The sequence below is a fragment of the Yersinia aldovae ATCC 35236 genome, assembly GCF_000173735.1.
Taxonomy (GTDB): domain Bacteria; phylum Pseudomonadota; class Gammaproteobacteria; order Enterobacterales; family Enterobacteriaceae; genus Yersinia; species Yersinia aldovae.
This window is the reverse complement of the sequence record NZ_ACCB01000037.1, coordinates 19,762-41,200: the sequence shown is the minus strand read 5'-3', so window position 1 is coordinate 41,200 and position 21,439 is coordinate 19,762. Positions and strand designations below refer to the sequence as shown.

Below are 21,439 nucleotides of genomic sequence, written 5' to 3'. Positions count from 1 at the left end.
GGTAAGTGATTCGGGTGAACGAAAGCAGCCAACGCATATGCAGCTTGAAATATGACGGGTATATCCAACCTGCAATGCCAATTAAGACGCTGATCTGCAAAGTGCTTGGCATAACGTCGCCCACCTGCTAAAAAGACCCCTATACCCTTTCTTTTATTCTTCATCCCAACGGCAGAAAAATTATGAGTGGCAGCCAGACATTGGTTGTGAAATTGGGGACGAGTGTTCTGACAGGCGGTTCCCGTCGTCTTAATCGTGCCCATATTGTTGAATTGGTGCGCCAGTGCGCCCAGCAACACGCAAAAGGTCATCGTATCGTTATTGTTACCTCCGGGGCGATTGCCGCCGGGCGTGAGCATCTGGGCTATCCCGAACTCCCCGCCACCATTGCATCCAAGCAACTGCTTGCCGCAGTCGGGCAGAGCCGGTTAATTCAGCTCTGGGAACAACTGTTTTCCATCTATGGTATCCATATCGGTCAGATGTTGCTGACTCGCGCCGATTTAGAAGATCGTGAGCGCTTTTTGAATGCCCGCGATACCATGAATGCTTTACTGGATAACCGCATAGTGCCGGTTATCAATGAGAATGATGCTGTTGCCACTGCCGAAATCAAAGTGGGCGATAACGATAATCTCTCTGCGCTTGCAGCGATCCTCGCCAGTGCCGATAAGCTGCTGTTGTTGACTGATCAGGCTGGGTTATACACCGCCGATCCTCGCAACAATCCGCAAGCTGAATTAATTCGTGAAGTGCATGGCATTGATGATACTTTGCGCGCCATTGCCGGCGATAGCGTCTCTGGCCTGGGCACCGGCGGTATGGCGACCAAGCTGCAAGCGGCTGACGTTGCGTGCCGTGCGGGTATTGATGTGGTGATCGCGGCGGGCAGCCAGGTGGGTGTGATTGCTGATGTGATTGACGGCACGCCAGTCGGCACTCGATTCCACGCGCTGGAAACACCGCTGGAAACCCGCAAACGCTGGATCTTCGGTGCGCCACCGGCGGGTGAAATCACGGTAGATGATGGTGCAGTAGACGCAATTATGGCGCGTGGCAGTTCACTGCTGCCGAAAGGTATTCGCAGCGTAAAAGGCGATTTCTCGCGTGGCGAGGTGATTAGAATTCGTAATCTTGATGGGCGCGATTTGGCCCACGGCGTGTCACGCTATAACAGCGATGCGCTGCGCATGTTGGCGGGGCACCACTCGCAACAAATCAGCGAAATTCTCGGGTACGAATATGGCCCGGTGGCGGTTCATCGTGACGATATGATTGTCAGCTAAGGAGCAAGTATGAGCATCCTGGAACAGATGGGGAAAGCTGCAAAACAGGCTTCCTGGCAATTAGCCGTATTGAGCACGGCCAAGAAAAATCAGGCTCTGGCAGTAATAGCGAACCTGCTGGAGTCTGAAAGTGATGCCATTTTACAGGCCAACGAACAAGATATGATGGTGGCGCGCGCGGCGGGTATGAGCGAAGCACTGCTTGATCGACTGTTATTGACGGCTCCGCGTTTAGCCGCTATTGCCAATGATGTGCGTCAGGTATGTCGCCTGAATGACCCTGTGGGCCGTGTTATTGATGGCAGCTTGCTGGACAGTGGCTTGAAACTAGAGCGCCGCCGCGTCCCGCTGGGGGTGATTGGTGTTATTTATGAAGCTCGCCCCAATGTTACGATTGATGTCGCTAGCTTATGTTTGAAGACCGGTAATGCGGTCATTTTACGTGGCGGTAAAGAGACTCACCACACCAATCAGGCGACAGTCAAAGTGATTCAGCGGGCGCTGGAACAGTGTGGTCTGCCTGCGGCAGCGGTCCAGGCCATCGAAAGCCCGGATCGTGAGTTGGTGAATGAGTTGCTACGTATGGATCGTTATGTGGATATGTTGATTCCGCGTGGTGGGGCTGGTTTGCATCGGTTGTGCCGCGAGCAATCGACTATTCCGGTTATCACCGGTGGGATTGGTGTTTGCCATACCTTTGTCGATGACAGTGCTGATTTTGAAAAAGCGCTATTGGTGATTGAAAACGCCAAGATCCAACGGCCAAGTGCCTGTAATTCGCTGGAAACATTGCTGGTTCATCAGGCAATTGCCGAGCAGTTCTTGCCGCTATTGAGTGCCAGAATGTATGCGTTCGGGGTGACATTACATGCCAGCCCACAGGCAATGCCTTATCTGGCAGAGAGTAAAGCGCAGGTCGTGGCCGTCGATGCGGCGAATTACGATGATGAATGGTTATCACTGGATCTGAATGTCACTATCGTGGCTGACATCGATGCTGCGATCGATCATATTCGCGAACACGGCACCAGCCATTCGGATGCCATCCTGACCCGCTCCCTGAGTAGCGCTGAACATTTTGTGCGAGCAGTTGATTCATCAGCAGTTTATGTTAATGCAAGCACTCGTTTCACCGATGGCGGTCAGTTCGGTTTGGGAGCGGAAGTTGCCGTGAGTACGCAAAAACTCCATGCCCGTGGCCCGATGGGATTAGAGGCGCTGACAACCTATAAATGGATTGGCTATGGCGATGATTTAGTCCGTAGCTAATTTATTTTGAACCGATGCAATTCAGTAAAGCGATATTCGGCACCTGCCGGTATCGCTTTATATCTAATATTCGGGCTGGGATGACGGGTAAAAGTGTTTGTCGGCATCATGTAATTGATTGAGATAATAAGTCTTATCGTTAGAGGTGATATTTGATTGACTGGCAATCGCCTGTGGTGCTCGCATGGTTTTAAATTCTGATACCTTGGTAGAACTGTTTAGATAATTATTATCATGCTTGAGATTTTTGCTGATAATAAATGTTCCACAACCCTGTTGCTGCTCCAGTAAACTATCCTGAATTAACACATCCAAAAACAAATCGTTAAAGTTATGCCTTCACCTGCCGATAACACCGTTACTATTTCTGTTCATTTTGATAATAATCTGGCTTGCCAGAGCGATAAATTAAAGATGGGGATTGGCAGATGAGCGAAACGTCTAAAGAGAACTTTGTTAAAACGAATAAATTAGCTATCTGTGCAATTCTTCGCGATTTAAAGAAGAATGATACGGCAGTGATGGTCGTCCATGCTCGCGGGCAGTTTATTAGCCGTATTCTGGATGTGCTGCCTGAGGCTAATCAATTTATTTTTGATTTTGGCAGTGTGGAACATGAAAACATATTAGCGTTGGCAGCACAACAGCTCACCATCATTGCCGAACCTACCGGTGCCAAAATTGAGTTTATTTGTAATGCACTGAAAGATATTCAATATTTATCATTGCCTGCTTTTAGCACGGCGATTCCGGATCAGCTCTATTTCATTCAGCGGCGGGAATATTTCCGCGTCAATATACCGCAATGGCCTGCGTATTATTGCACTGGGAAATTTGCTGATGGCAGTAAGTTCTCTTATACACTGGCTGATATCTCTCTGGGAGGCATGGGGTTGTATGCCGCGAAAGGCAGTGAGTTCCCACTCCAGGGGTGCAGTATTCTGTGTGATGTTTCGGTAGATTTATGTGGTTTTGGTATTTTTAAAGTGGATCTGCAATTTATCCGAGCCATTGATAAACACGTGGTAAATAACAAAGGTGAAACCCTCACCGTGCAACGTTTGAGTTTTAAATTCCCTCGCTTAAGTCCTATTCAGGAAAAAGGGTTACAACGTGCTATTTTTGAACTGGAAAAACAGCAAACGGCCAAAGCGCGAAAATTTCAGTAAGATACTGAGTCACTGAAAGTATGGGGTGAATACCTGCGGTCGGTGTCATATGACCAGGTAACAGGTATTTATTTTCTATGCTAGCTGCTGCTGCAACCTTCTGATTTATCTCTCTCATCTCGCGCCCTGATCCATAATTTCTCTTTTAGGCTATATTTAATATTATTCAGCTTTTTTGCTGTCGTATGCTTATTGCGTATTGTCAGCCTTTACTCGCCTCATTTTTGACTGAACGCTTTGGCGTATCAGGCTTTTGCTTTTCACCTTCATTCTGCACTTTGGCAGCATTCAGCCTACTAGGGTGTTTTCTGTTCAATGTCACGCGGCTCGCACGGCTCAGGAAACATACCTGAGGCTCATCTGGATGCGCTTTTCTCACGCTATCCCTGACTTTTTGTTATGCAGATTGCCCTAAGACTGTTTGAGCAACCCGACCAGAAAGGTTATCTATGAAATCATTGCTACAGGCTATCCTCGGACCGCGCAAGAGTGCGGCACCCTGGCACGATTCTGCTCCGGTAAGAGAAGAGCTGTTCAGTGTCGAACGGTTAGAGCAGCACGCCGAAAGCCTTGCCAGAGCACAGTCAGTCACGGCCCAGCCACCCAAAGTATCTACCTTACATACACGGCTGAGTAATAACGCCGATAGATTATTGACGGCATATCGGGCCAGTGCCACAGAGTTAGAAAGGGGGCGGACGGTTGTTCCCGCCGCTGAGTGGCTGTTGGATAATTATCATCTGGTTGAAGAGCAAATTCGCGAGATCCGTGATGACTTGCCACCGGGCTATTACCGTCAGTTACCGAAACTGGCAGACGGGCCATTTGCCGGTTACCCACGGGTATTTGGCATTACCTGGGCATTTGTGGCACATACCGACAGCCATCTTGATCCTGAAGTTTTGTGTCGCTTCATCATGGCTTATCAGCGTGTTCAACCGCTGACGATAGGTGAACTGTGGGCGGTGGCGATTACTCTGCGTATCGTGCTTATCGAAAATTTGCGCCGATTAGCGGATCAGATAATGCTGGGCCGTAAAGCGCGTATGGATGCCGAAGCATTAGCGGCTCGTTTACTGAGTGCTGGCGGCAATCCGTTAGCGTTGAAACCTGACGACGTTATGCATTCCAGTGAGCCGCTTTCTGTGCCGTTTGCTTCCCATCTGGCGAAAAGTCTGCGGGATCAAGACCCCAGTACCACACCGGCGCTCGGGTGGCTGGAGGATCGGCTGAAGTTACAGGGCGTGACCGTCAGTGAGGTGGTGCAACAGGCGCAATTACGCCAGGGGGCATCTAATGTTTCGGTGCGAAATGTCATCACCAGTATGCGTGTGATCTCTGATATTGACTGGGCTGATTTGTTCGAGAGTGTCAGTTTGGTGGATGCATGTCTGCGGCAGCAGGGCACTTTCGCCCGTATGGATTTTCAAACCCGTAATTTATATCGCAGCGCCATTGAGCAACTATGCCGTGGCTCAACGTTCACTGAGCTGGAGGTGACTGAATATGCTTTGCAGGCGGCGCAGCAGGCCGCAGCAACTGTTACTGCGGAAAATGTTGAGCGCTGTCGTGATCCCGGCTACCACCTAATTGGTGCCGGAAGGCGTGAATTAGAAAACCAGCTCAGATTCAGCCCTTCAGCCCGTTTATGGTTCAGCCGTTTGAGTGTTCGGCTGGGAATTGGCGGCTATATCGGCGCTATTCTACTGGTGACCAGCGCTTTACTGGCATTGGCTTTGTGGCTGCTCTCCTTCCCCGGTCTGGCGATGGGCTGGTGGATCTTATTTGCCGTGATAGGGTTCTTACCTGCGACCGAAGTGGCCACCGCATGGGTTAACCGGGTTATCACATGGAGCTTTGGCGCCACGATTTTACCGGGGCTGGAGTTAACCCAGGGTGTACCGGAAGAGCTGCGCACATTAGTGGTAGTCCCTACGTTACTCACCGGAAAAACCGAATTACTGGAGCAAATCGAGCAGCTAGAGGTTCATCATTTATCCGGCGCGGGTGGCTCGTTGACCTTTGCGTTACTGTTAGATGGCGTTGATGCCGATCAACAAGTATTACCGAGTGATAGCCTGTTGCTGGAGATTGCCGCAGAGGCTATTTCAGCACTGAATCAACGATATGGTTCCGGTTCAGCAGGCCCGCGTTTTCTGTTGTTATACCGCCAGCGTATGTTTAATGAGAGCGAAAATCGCTGGATGGGGTGGGAACGCAAGCGAGGGAAGTTGCATGAGTTAAATCGCTTGTTGCGCGGGGCGACAGACACCTCGTTTATTGCCACCGCCGCCGGTGAGCCACAGGTGCCTGCTGATGTGCGCTATGTCATCACGTTAGATGCCGATACTCGTCTTGCGCGAGATGCGGTTATTCGCCTGATCGGTAAAATGGCACATCCGCTCAACCAGCCACGTTTTAGCGCAGATAAACAACGGGTTATTGATGGTTATGGCATTCTTCAGCCCCGAGTCACACTGGCGCTACCGACGGGGAAGGGAGGGTCGCGGTATCAACGGGTATTCTCAGGCCCAGGTGGTATGGACCCTTACGCTGCCGCCGTTTCAGATGTTTATCAGGATATGTTTGGCGAAGGCTCTTATACCGGCAAAGGGATCTATGATGTCGATGCATTTGAAGCGTCAATGGCCGGTAGGGTGCCGGAAAATACCCTACTCAGCCACGACCTGTTTGAGGGCATATTTGCTCGTGCGGGTTTAGCCTCTGATATCGAAGTGGTTGAAGAGTCGCCAGCCCGTTACGATGTTGTGACCAAACGCCAGCATCGTTGGACCCGTGGCGATTGGCAGTTACTCCGTTGGGTGGTCAGCAGCACCAAAGACAGTAAAGCGGTTCCGCTGCTGGGCCGCTGGAAAATGGTCGATAACTTGCGGCGTTCATTGATTGCTCCCCTAATACTGCTTTTGCTGGGGATCAGTTGGTTGTTACCTATGCCCGTTGCGTGGTGTGGGGTGTTGCTGGTTATCTTGTTGATAGCAATCCCCTTCTTCTTGCCCGTGTTGTGTTCTTTATGGCCTGCCCCGAATATTCGCCTTAGCAACCATCTGCGTGCCTTATTGGATGACGTTAAACGGGCAGGCAACCAAACGCTGCTTTCCGTGGTTTTTTTAGCCGATCATGCCTGGCAGATGGCAGATGCGATTGGCCGCACACTGATTCGCCTGTTTATCACGCATCGCCATTTGCTGGAATGGACCACCGCAGCCCAATCTGCGGGTAAACCGCGCCCCGGATTAGCTGGTTTTTATCGTCATATGGCCGGTGGTACACTCTTTGGTTTACTGATGGCGGCCATCGCTTTAAGGGGTTCTCCTACCGCGTGGCCGCTGATTCTGCCGTTTGCAGCATTGTGGTTATTTGCCCCGGCAATTGCACTCTGGGTCAGTCGTTCCCGTCAGGTTGCACGACGTAACTCAATGACGGAGGACGATATTCCTGAGTTACGTCTGATTGCCCGCCGCACCTGGCGTTTCTTCGAAACTTTTGTGACTCCTGGCGAAAACCTGTTGCCACCGGACAACTTTCAGGAAGATCCAAAACCGGTGGTGGCGCACCGCACATCGCCTACCAATATTGGGCTTTACATTCTCTCGACCGTGGCTGCACGTGATTTTGGCTGGGCTGGCACCTATCGTACATTGGTGCGGCTCGAAGCCACCGTTGAGGCAATGAATAAACTGGCTCGTTTCAGAGGGCATTTCTTTAACTGGTATGACACACAAGACCTGCGTGCGCTGGAACCGGCTTATGTTTCATCCGTTGACAGTGGAAATCTCGCCGGTCATTTAATTGTGCTGGCCAATACCTGCGAGGAGTGGGTGACACAACCCCTGGCTGCCAATGGCGCAAACGGGTTGATGGATAACCTGTTGTTGGCCGAGGAGGCATTTCGACACTTACCTGCCGGAGATAAAGATTTTAAGCGCAAACTCTGGGCGGTATTGGAACAAATACGCATGGATTTAAAAAGTGTGAGTGATGCAGAAATGCTGCCACTGACGCTAAAGCCGCTACTGGTCAAGGCATCAGCGATGGTACATGGCGTTGCCCGTTCGATTGAAGATAACGCATTTATTGATCTGAGCTATTGGATTGAGGCGTTGAATCTGGCTGCGGCTGAACATGAATATGACCAGCAACTGACTCAAGAGATACAAGAGCAGGTCAATAACCGATTGCTGAAACTGGCTGCTGAATCGCGTCATATGGCGTTGGCAATGGATTTCGCTTTCCTGCTTGATGCTGAACGCAAGCTGTTGTCCATCGGTTATTCACTGGTGGATAACAGCCTCGATCCGAGCTGTTACGACTTACTGGCTTCCGAGGCCCGTCTTGCCAGCTTATTTGCTATTGCCAAAGGTGATGTCCCGACCCGCCATTGGTTTCGCTTAGGGCGGGCTGCCACACCGATTGGCCACGGCGCAGCCTTGATTTCATGGTCTGGCTCGATGTTTGAATATTTGATGCCGTCACTGGTAATGCGTGCACCGGCGGGCAGTTTACTGGAGCAAACCAACCAGTTAGTTGTTGAGCGCCAACAGGCTTATGGGCGTAGTTTAAATATCCCGTGGGGGATCTCTGAGTCAGCATACAGTGCGCGTGATATCGAGTTTACCTACCAATATTCTAACTTTGGTGTACCAGGCTTGGGGCTGAAGCGCGGGTTGTCAGAAAATACCGTGATTGCACCTTATGCCACTGGGTTGGCAACGATGATTGATCCGCATGGCGCACTAAGAAATTATGAGCGGCTTGCCGAAATGGGCGCATTGGGGCGTTATGGCTTTTATGAGGCTCTTGATTTTACCCGTTCACGTTTGCCGGAAAATGAGCAGATGGTGATTGTGCGTAATTATATGGCACATCATCAGGGCATGACCATTGTGGCTATTGCCAACACGTTGCATCAGGGGCGGATGCGTAATCGCTTTCATCATGAACCGATGATTCAAGCCTGCGAATTGTTGTTGCAGGAACGGATGCCGCGCAACGTCGCCATTAGCTATCCACGCACTGAAGAAGTCCTGCTTTCCACGGTCGCTGACAGTGCTCTACCGACGCTACGTCGCCTGTCATCGCCGGTTGCCGTGGCACCGATTACCCATCTGCTCTCCAATGGCCGCTATGCCGTGATGTTGACCTCTGCTGGCGCGGGTTATAGCCGCTGGTTAGATGTGGCGGTGACCCGTTGGCAGGAGGATGTGACTTGTGATGATTACGGCTCATTTATTTTCTTACGCGATTTACGCAGTGGCCGTAGCTGGTCTGCGGGATCGCAATTAGCGGCCAGTGAGAATGCGCATCGTGAGGTTGTCTTTGGTGAGGATCATGCTGAATTTATCTGCCGCGACGGTACCTTAACCAGTACCATGAATGTGCTGATATCCAGCGAAGATGATGGTGAAGTGCGGCGCATCTCATTGCTCAACACCGGTCGCCGCGCCCGTGAGATTGAACTGACCTCGTATGCTGAGGTGGTACTCACCGCACCATCAACCGACAACGCTCATCCGGCATTTGCCAAAATGTTTGTGGTCACGGAGTTTCTACCCGAGCTGGGCGCATTAATTGCGACCCGCCGTCCACGGACAGCGCAGGAGCCTGAAATCTGGGCGGCGCATTTCTGCGTGGCTGAAGGCCTGGCGGTGCGTGAATTGCAATATGAATCAGATCGCGCCAAATTTATTGGCCGTGGTAACCGGGTGGCAACATCTGCTGCCATGCAGGTAGGAAAGGACTTATCTAATACTGTTGGCACGGTGTTAGACCCGATATTCGCGCTGCGCCAAAGCCTGTTGGTTCCGGCCGGAAAGACGGTGACGGTTTCTTTCTGGACGCTGATTGCATCATCAAAAGAAGCGTTGCTGGATATGGTGGATAAACACCGCGATCGCAGTGCTTATGATCGGGCCAAAACACTGGCGTGGACACAGGCACAGGTGCAATTGCGCCATCTGGAAATTAAAGCCGATGAAGCGGCCGATTTTCAACAACTGGCCGCCCCTATCTTGTATGCCGACTCCCGCTTCCGTTCGCCTTCGGCAACGATTATACGTGGTGCTGGTGTTCAGTCCGAGCTATGGGCGCAATCAATCTCTGGCGACCTGCCTATCGTTTTAATACGTATTGATGATATTGAAGATATCGAGCAGGTGCGGCAGCTACTGCGCGCGCATGAATACTGGGGCATGAAGCGTCTGGCGGTTGATCTGGTTATCATCAATGAGCGGGCATCCTCTTATGTACAGGATTTACAAATTGCCATTGAAACGGCGGTACGCAGTAGCCAGTCGCGGCCACGTATGGGGGATGAACTAAGGCAAGGTTCGGCTTATGCCTTGCGCGCCGATTTAATGAGTGCCGATACCCGCGCCTTGTTGCAATCGGTCGCGCGCGTGGTGCTTTCTGCCCGCTATGGCCGGTTAGCCAATCAGCTTAATCACCTGTTGTTCACGCTGGATAAAAAAGTAGTTCGGTCGGACAAAAAACGGTTCGCCACAGATAAGCGACTCTTCAGCGCGGATAAACGGCGATTGGCGCAGGATAAAAAGGCGCTGGCACCCGATCGAAAAATGCCGTTTACCTTGGCTAAATCGGCCAATACCTCAGCCGCAACGTTGTTACCCCTACCGGATGATCTGGAGTTCTTTAATGGGCTGGGGGGTTTTGGTCTGCATGGACGGGAGTATGTGACTTACCTGAATGACGGAGAGAATACCCCGGCACCGTGGATAAATGTTATTTCTAATCAGACCTTTGGTTTTCAGGTTTCAGCCGAAGGCTGCGGTTATAGTTGGGCTGAAAATAGTCGCGAAAATCAGATAACTCCGTGGTTTAACGATCCGGTCATTGATCCTTGTGGTGAATGTTTATATCTGCGTGATGAAGAGTCAGGCCAACTGTGGGGGGCTACTGCGCAGCCGATTCGTGATGGCGGTACGTATATTGCCCGCCACGGTCACGGCTACAGCCGGTTTGAACATCAGGCCAACGGTATTGGTTTATCGCTGTTGCAATATGTACCGCTGGCTGATCCCATCAAGATATCTCGCCTGACGTTGCACAATATGTCGGATAAACCGCGGAGAATCTCCGTTACGGCCTATGCGGAGTGGGTTCTGGCCAGCTCCCGTGGTGCTACGGGGCCGTTTATTATCACTGAGATGGATGATTCAACAGGTGCGATGCTGGCCCGTAATCCGTGGAGCACCGCTTTCCCCGGTAGAGTCTCGTTTGCCGATTTAAATGGTCAGCAAAGTCACTGGACGGCGGATCGTAGTGAATTTCTCGGCCATTATGGTAACACCAGCGGCCCAGCCGCACTGTTGAGTAAGACGCCGCTATCTGGGGTGACGGGAGCCGGGTTTGATCCGTGCAGTGCATTACAACTGACGGTAGAACTGGCGGCGGGCGAGCAGCGCGAGGTGGTGTGGTTTATCGGTCAGTGCGCGACTGTCATGAAAGCACAGGATCTCATTACGCGCTATCGCGATGCAGATTTAGATGCCGTCCTGACGGAGGTCACCGATTACTGGCGTAATCTATTGGAAACCCTTCAGGTGAAAACACCGGATCGGCAGATGGATATCATGCTCAATGGTTGGCTGCTCTACCAGACGCTGGCATGTCGTGTTTGGGCGCGATCTGCGTTCTATCAGGCCAGTGGCGCATATGGTTTTCGTGATCAATTACAAGATGGTATGGCACTGACCTTTGCCCAGCCTGATACTACCCGCCATCATCTGTTGCGTGCTGCTGGACGGCAGTTTGTCGAAGGCGACGTTCAGCACTGGTGGCTCCCCCATTCCGGGCAAGGGGTGCGAACGCGTATTTCTGATGATCGGGTTTGGCTCGCTTTCGCCACCGCAACTTACATTCTTACCAGCGGTGATGCTGGGGTGTTGGATGAAATAGTGCCCTTCCTTGAAGGGCCGATATTGCATCCGGGCGAGCATGATGCTTTCTTCCAACCGCTGGTGGCAGAGGAGAGTGCTTCGTTGTTTGAGCACTGCGTCAAAGGGTTGGATCAATGTATCGAACTGACCGGCGAACTTGGCTTACCACTTATGGGCACCGGCGACTGGAATGATGGCATGAATCGGGTCGGTGAGGAGGGGAAAGGAGAAAGTGTTTGGCTGGGCTGGTTGTTGGTGAAAACGCTGAAAATGTTTATCCCACTGGCGGTTGAACGTGAACCCCGTCGCGCTAAGCTATGGCAAGATCACCTCACGGCAGTCATTGCCGCGCTGGAACGTGAGGCATGGGATGGTGAATGGTATCGTCGTGCAACCTTTGATAACGGCACTTGGTTGGGTTCTAAAGCCAGCGATGAATGTCAGATTGACTCGATAGCACAGTCATGGGCTGTGCTATCCGGTGGTGCAGATTCGCAACGAAGAGCGCAGGCGATGGCCTCGCTGGAGCAGTATCTGATTCGCCCTGATGATGGTTTAGCATTACTGTTCACCCCACCTTTTGATAAAACGCAGGATGATCCGGGTTATATCAAAGGGTATCCACCGGGATTAAGGGAGAACGGTGGGCAATATAGTCATGCGGCTATGTGGGCGATTTTAGCGTTTGCGGCGTTGGGGGAGGGAGATAAAGCCCACCGGCTGTTTGCATTACTCAATCCGGTCAATCATGGTAATACCGCAACAGGAATCGCGCGTTACAAAGTTGAGCCGTATGTGGTTGCCGCCGATGTATATTCGGTGGCACCTCATGTCGGGCGCGGCGGCTGGACTTGGTATACCGGCTCTGCTGGCTGGATGCATCGTGCGGGGATTGAAGGCATTCTGGGTATTCGCCGTGAGGGAAAAGAACTGGTACTTAATCCTTGTATTCCCGCCAGTTGGCCTGGTTTTGAGGCGACGGTTAATCTGGAGAACACCCGCTATGTTATTCGCGTCGAAAGCCCTGCTGAACGAGGGCAGGGGATTAGCGCCGTCACACTGAATGGCTCCGTTATTCCATCTCAACCCAATGAGTTACGGGTAGCGCTGGATGGCGGTGAGTATGAATTGATTATTACTTTGTAGTACGTATCGGCTTGGTCGGGATAGTCAATCAGAGTTATCCCGACTGTATAAAATAAAGCTAAAAAATATGTTGAATTATCATGCAACTGCCCCAATATTATAGAGACAATTAACCAAGAGAATTGAGAAGATAAAGTTTCGCCAACAAGGAGGATTAAGTATGGGGATCAGTGAAGAAGAGAGTATCCGCCGTTTGACTGACGAAAAAAGCTCTATTGGTCATTCGGCTAAATGGGTAGCAATTATTTCTGCTCTCTATTTCGTTATTATGCTGTTTTATCAGCATGAATTAGGAGTATTAACCCTGGCAGGCGGAATTTTCGTCGTATCATTTTCTATTTGGATGAAGAAACGCCAGAAAGTGAAGTCGTACAAAAATAAATTGCAACAGATGGATGAGGATAAAACGCTTTAATTTCCATTCAACTTTGTCTTAGGCTGACTGATCAGAGGAACAGCGGGTATCACGCTTGAATCACTGTTCGTCCGGTTGTCAGGCTTTATTTTCTCGTTTGCAGTTCTGTGAGCGTCCTATGAATATTGCCATTACCCGTAATAAGAGGGTTGTCGTGGCTATTTGGATTTCAGCGATTTGGACATATTAAATCCCGTCACTACAAAAGCCATCTGTTCATATAATCGTTTTGCTTGTGGGTTATCTGCCGCCACTCTTAGTTTTATCTCAAATATGCCCTGAGCAATGAGCAATTGTTCCAGTGCCTGCATACATGCCGAACCATAGCCCTTGCGTTGATAAGCGGGCAACACGTAGAAGTCTTTAATAAAGGCCGCAGTATCATCCTTACCTAAGCTATACCATAAATAACCTACCCGTTGGTCATCATCACTCATCTTATCTTTATTCTGGATGCAATACAGATAATCGCCGATGCTATTAACGCCCTCAGGCAGATAACCATCAAAGAGCTGTGCTGCATAAGTCAGTGCTTGCTCGGCACTATAACCACTGTTGGATGATAAATCTTGCGCATACTCAGTTATAAAGAGATTCCGATAATCATAGAGTTCCTCAGTACGCATTGCTCTGAGCGTTGTCATCATATTTACCTTAATAAAACCGCGCTATTGTGATGTTGTGGCCTACTTACCCTTCTCATTATTTAGGATATAGTAATTTTGTCTCAGAGTTTACATTGATTAATGTCTGATACTCGCTAACTTAAACAGTTAAACCATAGGCAGGGTCATAATGACAGTAAAAAATAGCCATAAAGATGCAGTGGAGCGGCAATTTGGCGATCAAGCTAATGCCTATCTGACCAGTGCGGTCCATGCTCAAGGTAATGATTTACAGCGCCTGATGGCACTATTGCAACCTCATGGTGATGCCCGTTTACTGGATCTGGGGTGTGGTGCAGGACATGCCAGTTTTACCGCCGCTGCGGTGGTGAAAGAAGTCGTTGCTTATGACCTTTCGGCACAAATGTTACAGGTGGTGAGCCAGGCCGCGGCAGATAAAAAACTGACTAATATTAATGTGCAGCAAGGGCTTGCAGAATCATTACCTTTTGCTGATAACAGTTTTGATATTGTGATCAGCCGTTATTCCGCTCACCACTGGCATGATGTTGGCTTGGCATTACGCGAAGTCAAACGGGTGTTACGACCCGGAGGGAACGTTATTTTTATGGATGTAGCGTCTCCTGGTAACCCGGTGCTGGATATCTATTTGCAAACGGTGGAGGTATTACGTGACACCTCGCATGTGAGGAATTATTCACCTGGTGAATGGCTGTCACTGTTTACTGATGCCGGGTTAGTCATAAATGAGGTCACGTCAGATCGACTGTTTTTGGAGTACAGTAGCTGGATTGCCCGAATGCGCACACCACTGCACTTTGCTACGGCTATTCGTGAGTTGCAAAAATTGGCGTCAGAGAGTGTTATTCGACATTATGAAATTCGGGTAGATGGCTCATTTACCAGCGATATAATAATGATTGTTGCAAAAAGAGACTAATTATTTCTAAAAACAGGTGCCGATGATAATATACTGACGCCTGCATTCAGTGTTGTTCATTTTTTATTTTATGATAGCGGTAGGATTTGACACAAATTCATGTGTTTTCTCCTTACTCCCCTCACAATGATTGAACTTCTTTACACTGCATTACGTCTCCTTGCATTGCTGCACCCATAATTGACGCCTACAAGATGTTACAGATAACCTGTCAGTTGGAGCATATTATGAAACTATTACCTGTCATCGCAGCAACGCTTATTGCTACCGCTTCATTTACCACTATGGCTGCACAAGAAGTTAATTCAACTCAAGCCGCTAAGCTGCAAAGCATGGGGGTGATTTCGCTGTCTAATATTAGTGGTTCACCGATGGATGTTGAGTCAGCTCTGGATGCTAAAGCGATGGCGAGTGGTGCTGGTTACTATCGGATTATCGGCATGAGTAATCCAGGTGATTCCAGTAGGTACATTGCCAGCGCCGAGATTTATCGTTAATTGTTATGACAAGAGCTAAATAACGAAATATTTAGATACAGTATTAGTATATAAATATATTTTATATGGTTCGTCTATCACATAGATTCTTTTTCATTCATACCACAAGCCTGTTAGTGACAGCAAAGTATCCTCGTTAACAATGGGCTTGTTCATTTCATTTTTTCATTCGCATTGAAGCCATTATTTTTTTGATGGAAATAATCAATTTTTAGAGCAATCTTAATGAGAACTTAAGAAATATAAGGTGTTATTGTAGTCCATTCGGTTTTCCGAGGAGAGGCTATGTTAAACACTGTCCGGCGTAATTTTAAAAGTCAGTTTTCCTATTTACAGCGCTTTATTGCCTCACCCCGCACCGTGGGTACATTAGCCCCCTCATCGCCTTGGTTATGCCAGGCGATGTTGAATCAGGTTAATTGGACACAGAATCTCAATATTGCCGAATTAGGGGCTGCGGATGGGGTACTGACTAAGCGTATTTTATCGCATATGTCGACTAACTCACGTTTGCAGGCTTATGAGATTCAACCCCATTTTGTTCATGCACTGCATCAAATTAAAGATCTGCGTTTACAGGTGGTTGGCCGTTCTGCTGAAGCACTGGATCAGGATTATGACGCTGTATTTTGCTGTTTACCGCTGTTATCGATTCCAACCAAGGTCAGTATCAGAATATTACAACAGGCTCAACAGCGTTTACGTGCAAACAATGGGGTGCTAGTCCTCTTTCAATATAGCCATCTTTCTGAACCGTTACTCTCCCGTTATTTTACCTGGAAGAGAATTCGCGTTGTGCGTAATTTCCCCCCAGCACTGGTCTATATTTGCCAGCCTCGTTAACATTATTCCTTGTCAGCCTTTGCTGATTAGCAGTGCCATAACCTCTGGTTTGCCAGAGGATTATCGGGCGTAAAACCAATATTATTCGTCAACGAGCGAATTGAGAAAGCCTCCCTGAAGTTTCGTGCTCTCAGCGCAACTCCCTACACAATACAATTGAAAATAACAATCATTATCACACGCGACTTATTTATGATTATGTGAAATGTATGCAATATTTTCAAGGTCTACTGATTTTTGTCTGTTTAGCATCGCTCTTAACGGGACGGCGTGCATTCAGTGCAGACACGCGCTTTAGCGCTCAATCCAGTGTAAGCCGTCAGGCTGACGTCACCGCTATGCTGTGAGTTGGGCGCAGGCGGTGCAGTTGACATTAATGGGTGATCTTGGTTTAGTCGGCGTCGGTCATCAGATATTGGTGGGTTTTGATTTTGAAGATAATCGAACTTATCGCGGTGACATGGTTCGGGGCAAAAAGAACTCGAACTTTAATATCTATCATCCGATATATGGTTTGATGCCGCCTCCAACCGCAGTTAGTGCCAAAGACAGTGATCAGCGTGAAAACCTTAAAAGTTATGGCTGGTTTATGCAGGACTCGATTGAGTTGACCGATAAATGGGGTGCACTGGCAGGTTTACGTTACGATCATTTTGATATTTTCGCCGGTAAAGGGCGGCCTTTAGTCACCAATACCGACAGTTCAGACAGCAAATTGATTCCGCGTACCGGCGTGGTTTATAAACTGACACCGGAAATCTCGTGGTACGGCAGTTACAGTGAATCCTTCAAATCCAATTCATCTATCGCAACCCAAATAGACTCATTGCCACCAGAGCAGGGGCAATCATGGAAAGTGAGCAGTAAAGTGGAATGACCCGATAGGGCGACGGGGACGCTGGCGCTATTTGATATCGCCAAACGCAATGTCATGGTCAATGAGTTGGTGGATGGTGAGGCGGTCACCCGTACCGCAGGGCGCGTGCGTTCACAGGGGGTTGAGGTAGATGTCTCCGGGCAACTGACGGGCAATCTGAGTGCGATTGCCACTTATGCTTATATTGATGCGCGTGTTAGCGAAGATCCCGAGAACAAAGCCAATCAGATGGCTAATGTTGCCCGTAACCGTGCTTCGCTATTTGACTCAGACGCTTGGCTTTACCGGCTGGCAGAGTGGCGATAACCTACGGATTGGCGCAGGGGCGCGTTACTTCGGGCGGCGAGGTGGGGATGTTGCCAATAGTTTTACCTTAGATGATTATACCGCCGCTGATACCTTCATTTCTTACTCATTGCCGGTTAATCATTATTGGGTGAAATGGCCGCTCAATGTGAAAAACCTGTTTGATAAAACCTATTACCTATCAAGTGGTGGTAATCTGCGGGTGGCTGTAGGAGAGCCTCGGTAATTTATTTTGCGGGCCAGTGTCGATTTCTGATTATATTATCAACCTGATATGGATCTCAGTCCCCTGTCAGGTTGTAGAATAACACTACAGTTGAGGGTGTATCGTAATTTTTACATGTCCGTAAAGTTTGCACTACTCTTAATTATCGGTATGATTTACCTCTACAGCGTGGCGCTGTATTTAGCCGGTCAACATAATGGTCGGTTTTTTGATGCTGAGAATTTATCCTCAGAAGTTGATGAGAAAGGACGTTCAAGTAATGACACAAACTATCTTCATGGTAGGTGCGCGTGGTGCGGGTAAGACAACGATAGGGAAAGCGTTGGCACAGGCGTTGGGATATCGGTTTATAGATACGGATTCGTTTATGCAGCAAAGTTTGCAAATGACGGTTGCCGACGTGGTTGCTCGCGAGGGATGGGACGGTTTTCGTCTGCGTGAAAGTATGGCATTGCAGACCGTAACAGCGCCTAAAACGGTGGTTGCTACTGGTGGTGGCGCGGTGTTGGCTCGTGAAAATCGTACATTTATGCGTAATCATGGGTTGGTTCTTTATCTGCGTGCATCAGCCAATGTGCTGGTTGAACGGTTAACTGAAGAACCAGAAGATGCTCAGCGGCCAAGCCTGACCGGTAAACCCATTGTTGATGAAATACGAGACGTATTGGCTAGCCGGGAAGCATTATATCAGGAAGCAGCCCACCATGTATTGGATGCGACTCTGCCACCAAAGCATGTTATCGAGCTAATTTTGCAAGTTTTGGCCAATGAAACGGTGAAGTAGTTTTGTAGTGAAATAGCCGGAGGATTGTAAGTTCGATTTGTAATATGACTTATTTGTAATTCAACTTATCTGTGACGTAAATAGTCGGCCCATCTGATTGCCTGATAATTATGCGGGGAGTACAATTATCATCCACGTAATCATTCTAACGTAAATCCTTTGCGTTCATCCAATGCCGTTTAAGGCAGGGCCATTCAAGGCGGGCCGATGAAAAATTTCAAGTTATTTATCCATCAACACACTAATTTTATGCCAGCATTCTGGTCAATAATGATCATACTTTTTGAAGCGTCACTGGCACTATACATTCTACGTAACCTTTAAACCCACTTTCTGTTTCTGTCAATGAGCCTTCGTCTGTGTTGTGAAGGTGTTTAGGTCATGCCATTTTTATCGCAACAATCTGTTTTATTCGCTGGGAAAAGCACTATCCGCTGCCAAATCGTGCGTTTTATCCGCTACTTTGGCAACGATCCCGATTATGATCCCATTTCGTCATAATAATCAGTGACAGAACATTTATAGTGACTCTAATATGAAAGCTCAATCTTGATTAAGACGCGGGTGCAAAACTATGCTGAAATTTAATGAGTATTTTACCGGAAAAGTGAAATCTATTGGTTTTAACAGTGACAGTATTGGGCCAGTTAGCGTTGGGGTGATGGAAAAGGGCGAGTACAATTTCAGTACAGCGAAACCGGAAGAGATGACGGTGATTACCGGTAGCTTAAAAGCGCTCATTCCTGGCTCGCCAGATTGGCAAATATTTACACCAGGTGAAAATTTTATGTTCCGGCGAACAGTGAATTTACTCTGCAAGTTGCGGAAGCATCATCATATTTGTGTAAATATTTATCTAAATGATTCGGTATGAGTGAAAATTTCGCCCTCTCATCATGACAGGGCGATGTTGTTTTTTTGCGCTTAAATTAGCGTTGAGCTTCGCCACCCAATGCTTCAATCAGATTATTAATCAAGGCGGCCAACTCACTGGTCATCAGGATAAAATCGGCATCAAAACGCTGGGCAAAATCTTCCCGATCAATATCATCATTTTGCTCGCGCAGGGTGTCAGCAAATTTAAGGCGCTTGAGCGATCCATCGTCAGACAGCACCAACTGAACGCGTTCTTGCCAGTCCAGTGCTAATTTGGTAACCAGCTTACCCGCTTCAATATGTACTGCAATTTCATCACTGAAGAGATCCTGTTTTTTGCAGCGGATCACGCCACCATCTTCCAGAATCGCTTTTAATTCGGCTTCATCCATCAGCGCAAAGCCAGCAGGCAGCTCTTTGCTACGCACCCACTCGGTCAATGTCAGTTCGATAGGATTTTCTAAGGTCAGCGGGACAACGGGCAGTGAACCGACACTCTTACGCAGCAATGCTAGCGTATCTTCAGCCCGTTTAGCACTGGCGGCATCGACCATAATCAGGTCATTGACGGTATCAATCCACAGATAGGTTTGATTAAAGCGACTGAATGCACGCGGCAATAAACTGTGCAGCACTTCATCTTTCAATGCGTCTTTTTCAGTTTTTTTCAGTTTGCGATGTTGTTCACCTTCAAGGCGTTCAATTTTTGCCTGCAACTCTTGCTTAATCACCGGTGACGGTAGGATCTTTTCTTCTTTGCGGGCACAAATCACGATTTGGCCATTAACCGTATGAGTTAACGTATCGCTACGTGAACCCATCGGTGATACCCAACCGGTTTTCGCCATATCCTGACTGCCACACGGCGTAAAACTTAGGGCGCTTAACTGTTTCTCCATTTCATCCGCAGACAGCGAAACTTCCCGGCTCAAACGGTAAACCATCAAATTCTTAAACCACAGCATAGTGTTATCCCTGGCTCGGGCGCGCTTGGAGCGCGCGAGTTAATCAAACGCAGGGCGGCATGATAACGAATTGGCGCGAGTGTCCCTAGTAAAAAGAATAAGAAAAAAATAGCATAAGCCTGTTCTTCATTGGATTTCGTTCTCATCGAAATACCAGTAAACCCGTTGAAATTTAAAATAACAGGCGACAAAGATTGTGCCACAGCGCGGTATTGTCCAAACTGGATAGATGAGATCTTTTTATCACCACCGCTTAACTGCCGAGTACGCTTACAGCAGAAAGTGTTTGGTAAACCGGAGATTCATCGCTGAAAATAGTTGGCGCTAAAGGCTCTTAGTGGAAACAACGAATAATCCTGTCAATGAGGTGAGGCGCTATGCGCATTGGTATAGATCTAGGTGGCACCAAAATAGAGGTTATCGCACTGGCCAATGACGGGCAGGAGCTTTTCCGCAAACGGATCGATACACCGCGCCATGATTATCAGAAGACTTTACAGGCTATTGCTACTTTAGTTGCAGATGCAGAGGCGGCTACCGGTGAGCAGGGCAGTGTTGGCGTTGGAATTCCGGGCACGCTTTCGCCCTTTACTGGCAAAGTAAAGAATGCCAATTCAGTATGGCTGAATGGTCAGATGTTCGATAAGGATCTATCGGGATTACTATCTCGTCCGGTACGGCTGGCAAATGATGCTAATTGTCTTGCGGTTTCCGAGGCTACAGACGGCGCCGGAGCGGGTAAACACCTGGTTTTTGCAGCCATTATCGGCACAGGTTGCGGCTCAGGTATTGCTATTGATGGGAGGGTACATGCTGGTGGTAATGGTATTGCCGGTGAATGGGGGCATAATCCATTACCGTGGCAAGATGAAGAAGAGCAGCAATATCAACAAGATGTATCCTGTTATTGCGGTAAAAGAGGGTGTATCGAGACGTTTGTGTCCGGTACCGGATTTGCCACGGATTACTTTCGTATGAGTGGGAAACCACTAAAAGGTAACGAGATCATGGCGTTGGTTGAGCAGGGCGATGTAATTGCTGAACGAGCAATGCACAATTATGAGCGGCGCTTTGCCAAGTCGCTGGCTCATGTCGTTAACCTGTTTGATCCGGATGTAATCGTACTGGGTGGGGGAATGAGCAATGTTGATCGTTTATACCAAACACTACCAAAGTTAATTCGTCCGTGGGTATTTGGCGGCGAGTGTGAGACACCCATTTGCAAAGCATTACACGGGGATTCGAGTGGGGTGCGTGGTGCAGCTTGGTTGTGGCCCACCCTTCGCCCTTGACGCCAC

General features: G+C 48.7%; 12 protein-coding genes and 2 pseudogenes. 12 read left to right on the top strand and 2 right to left on the bottom strand.

Going from position 1 to position 21,439, the window contains the following annotated elements; genetic code table 11:
* The first annotated feature begins 182 nt into the window (after positions 1-182).
* The 5 genes from proB to YALDO0001_RS15400 all read left to right on the top strand — a co-directional run bounded on the left by proB (position 183) and on the right by YALDO0001_RS15400 (position 13,201).
* Positions 183-1,286, top strand: a complete 1,104-nt coding sequence (proB, locus tag YALDO0001_RS15425; protein WP_004704460.1) for a glutamate 5-kinase — start codon at positions 183-185, stop codon at positions 1,284-1,286.
* A 15-nt stretch (positions 1,287-1,301) separates the two neighbouring features.
* Entirely contained in the window at positions 1,302-2,555 is a 1,254-nt protein-coding gene (gene proA, locus YALDO0001_RS15420; protein WP_042840234.1) for a glutamate-5-semialdehyde dehydrogenase, read from the top strand.
* A gap of 428 nt (positions 2,556-2,983) precedes the next feature.
* Positions 2,984-3,724 carry a flagellar brake protein gene (locus YALDO0001_RS15410; protein ID WP_004704457.1) on the top strand — a complete coding sequence of 247 codons (741 nt, stop codon included), beginning with the start codon at positions 2,984-2,986 and terminating at the stop codon, positions 3,722-3,724.
* Positions 3,725-4,173: 449 nt separating this feature from the next.
* On the top strand, positions 4,174-12,786 hold the full coding sequence (locus YALDO0001_RS15405) for a GH36-type glycosyl hydrolase domain-containing protein (RefSeq protein ID WP_004704455.1): 8,613 nt from the start codon (positions 4,174-4,176) through the stop codon (positions 12,784-12,786).
* 160 nt (positions 12,787-12,946) lie between these two features.
* A complete protein-coding gene (locus tag YALDO0001_RS15400) occupies positions 12,947-13,201 on the top strand; it encodes a hypothetical protein (protein ID WP_004704454.1) in 255 nt (84 codons plus the stop codon).
* A gap of 158 nt (positions 13,202-13,359) precedes the next feature.
* On the opposite strand, the gene YALDO0001_RS15395 is transcribed toward YALDO0001_RS15400, so the two are convergent.
* Positions 13,360-13,845: a GNAT family N-acetyltransferase gene (locus YALDO0001_RS15395; RefSeq protein WP_042840230.1), complete on the bottom strand. Its 486-nt coding sequence runs from the start codon at positions 13,843-13,845 to the stop codon at positions 13,360-13,362.
* A gap of 151 nt (positions 13,846-13,996) precedes the next feature.
* On the opposite strand from YALDO0001_RS15395, the gene YALDO0001_RS15390 reads away from it, so the two are divergent.
* The 6 genes and pseudogenes from YALDO0001_RS15390 (at position 13,997) to ppnP (ending at position 19,164) form a co-directional block, all read left to right on the top strand.
* A complete protein-coding gene (locus YALDO0001_RS15390) occupies positions 13,997-14,767 on the top strand; it encodes a class I SAM-dependent methyltransferase (RefSeq protein ID WP_004704452.1) in 771 nt (256 codons plus the stop codon).
* A 227-nt stretch (positions 14,768-14,994) separates the two neighbouring features.
* Complete coding sequence (locus YALDO0001_RS15385) at positions 14,995-15,264, top strand: YdgH/BhsA/McbA-like domain containing protein (protein ID WP_042840229.1); 270 nt, start codon at positions 14,995-14,997, stop codon at positions 15,262-15,264.
* A 285-nt stretch (positions 15,265-15,549) separates the two neighbouring features.
* A complete protein-coding gene (locus tag YALDO0001_RS15380; RefSeq protein WP_004704450.1) occupies positions 15,550-16,107 on the top strand; it encodes a class I SAM-dependent methyltransferase in 558 nt (185 codons plus the stop codon).
* A 311-nt stretch (positions 16,108-16,418) separates the two neighbouring features.
* Positions 16,419-17,516: pseudogene (locus YALDO0001_RS15375) on the top strand (TonB-dependent siderophore receptor); the annotation flags it as partial.
* Positions 17,517-17,775: 259 nt separating this feature from the next.
* Positions 17,776-18,300 (top strand): shikimate kinase AroL, encoded by a 525-nt coding sequence (aroL, locus tag YALDO0001_RS15370; RefSeq protein WP_042840228.1) that lies wholly within the window; start codon positions 17,776-17,778, stop codon positions 18,298-18,300.
* A 574-nt stretch (positions 18,301-18,874) separates the two neighbouring features.
* Positions 18,875-19,164: pseudogene (ppnP, locus tag YALDO0001_RS15365) on the top strand (pyrimidine/purine nucleoside phosphorylase).
* Between the two features lie 65 nt (positions 19,165-19,229).
* Here the strand turns inward: ppnP and rdgC are convergent.
* Entirely contained in the window at positions 19,230-20,141 is a 912-nt protein-coding gene (gene rdgC / locus YALDO0001_RS15360; RefSeq protein ID WP_004704443.1) for a recombination-associated protein RdgC, read from the bottom strand.
* A 377-nt stretch (positions 20,142-20,518) separates the two neighbouring features.
* Between rdgC and mak the strand changes: the two genes are divergently transcribed.
* Positions 20,519-21,433, top strand: a complete 915-nt coding sequence (gene mak, locus YALDO0001_RS15355) for a fructokinase (RefSeq protein ID WP_004704442.1) — start codon at positions 20,519-20,521, stop codon at positions 21,431-21,433.
* The last annotated feature ends 6 nt before the right edge of the window (positions 21,434-21,439 follow it).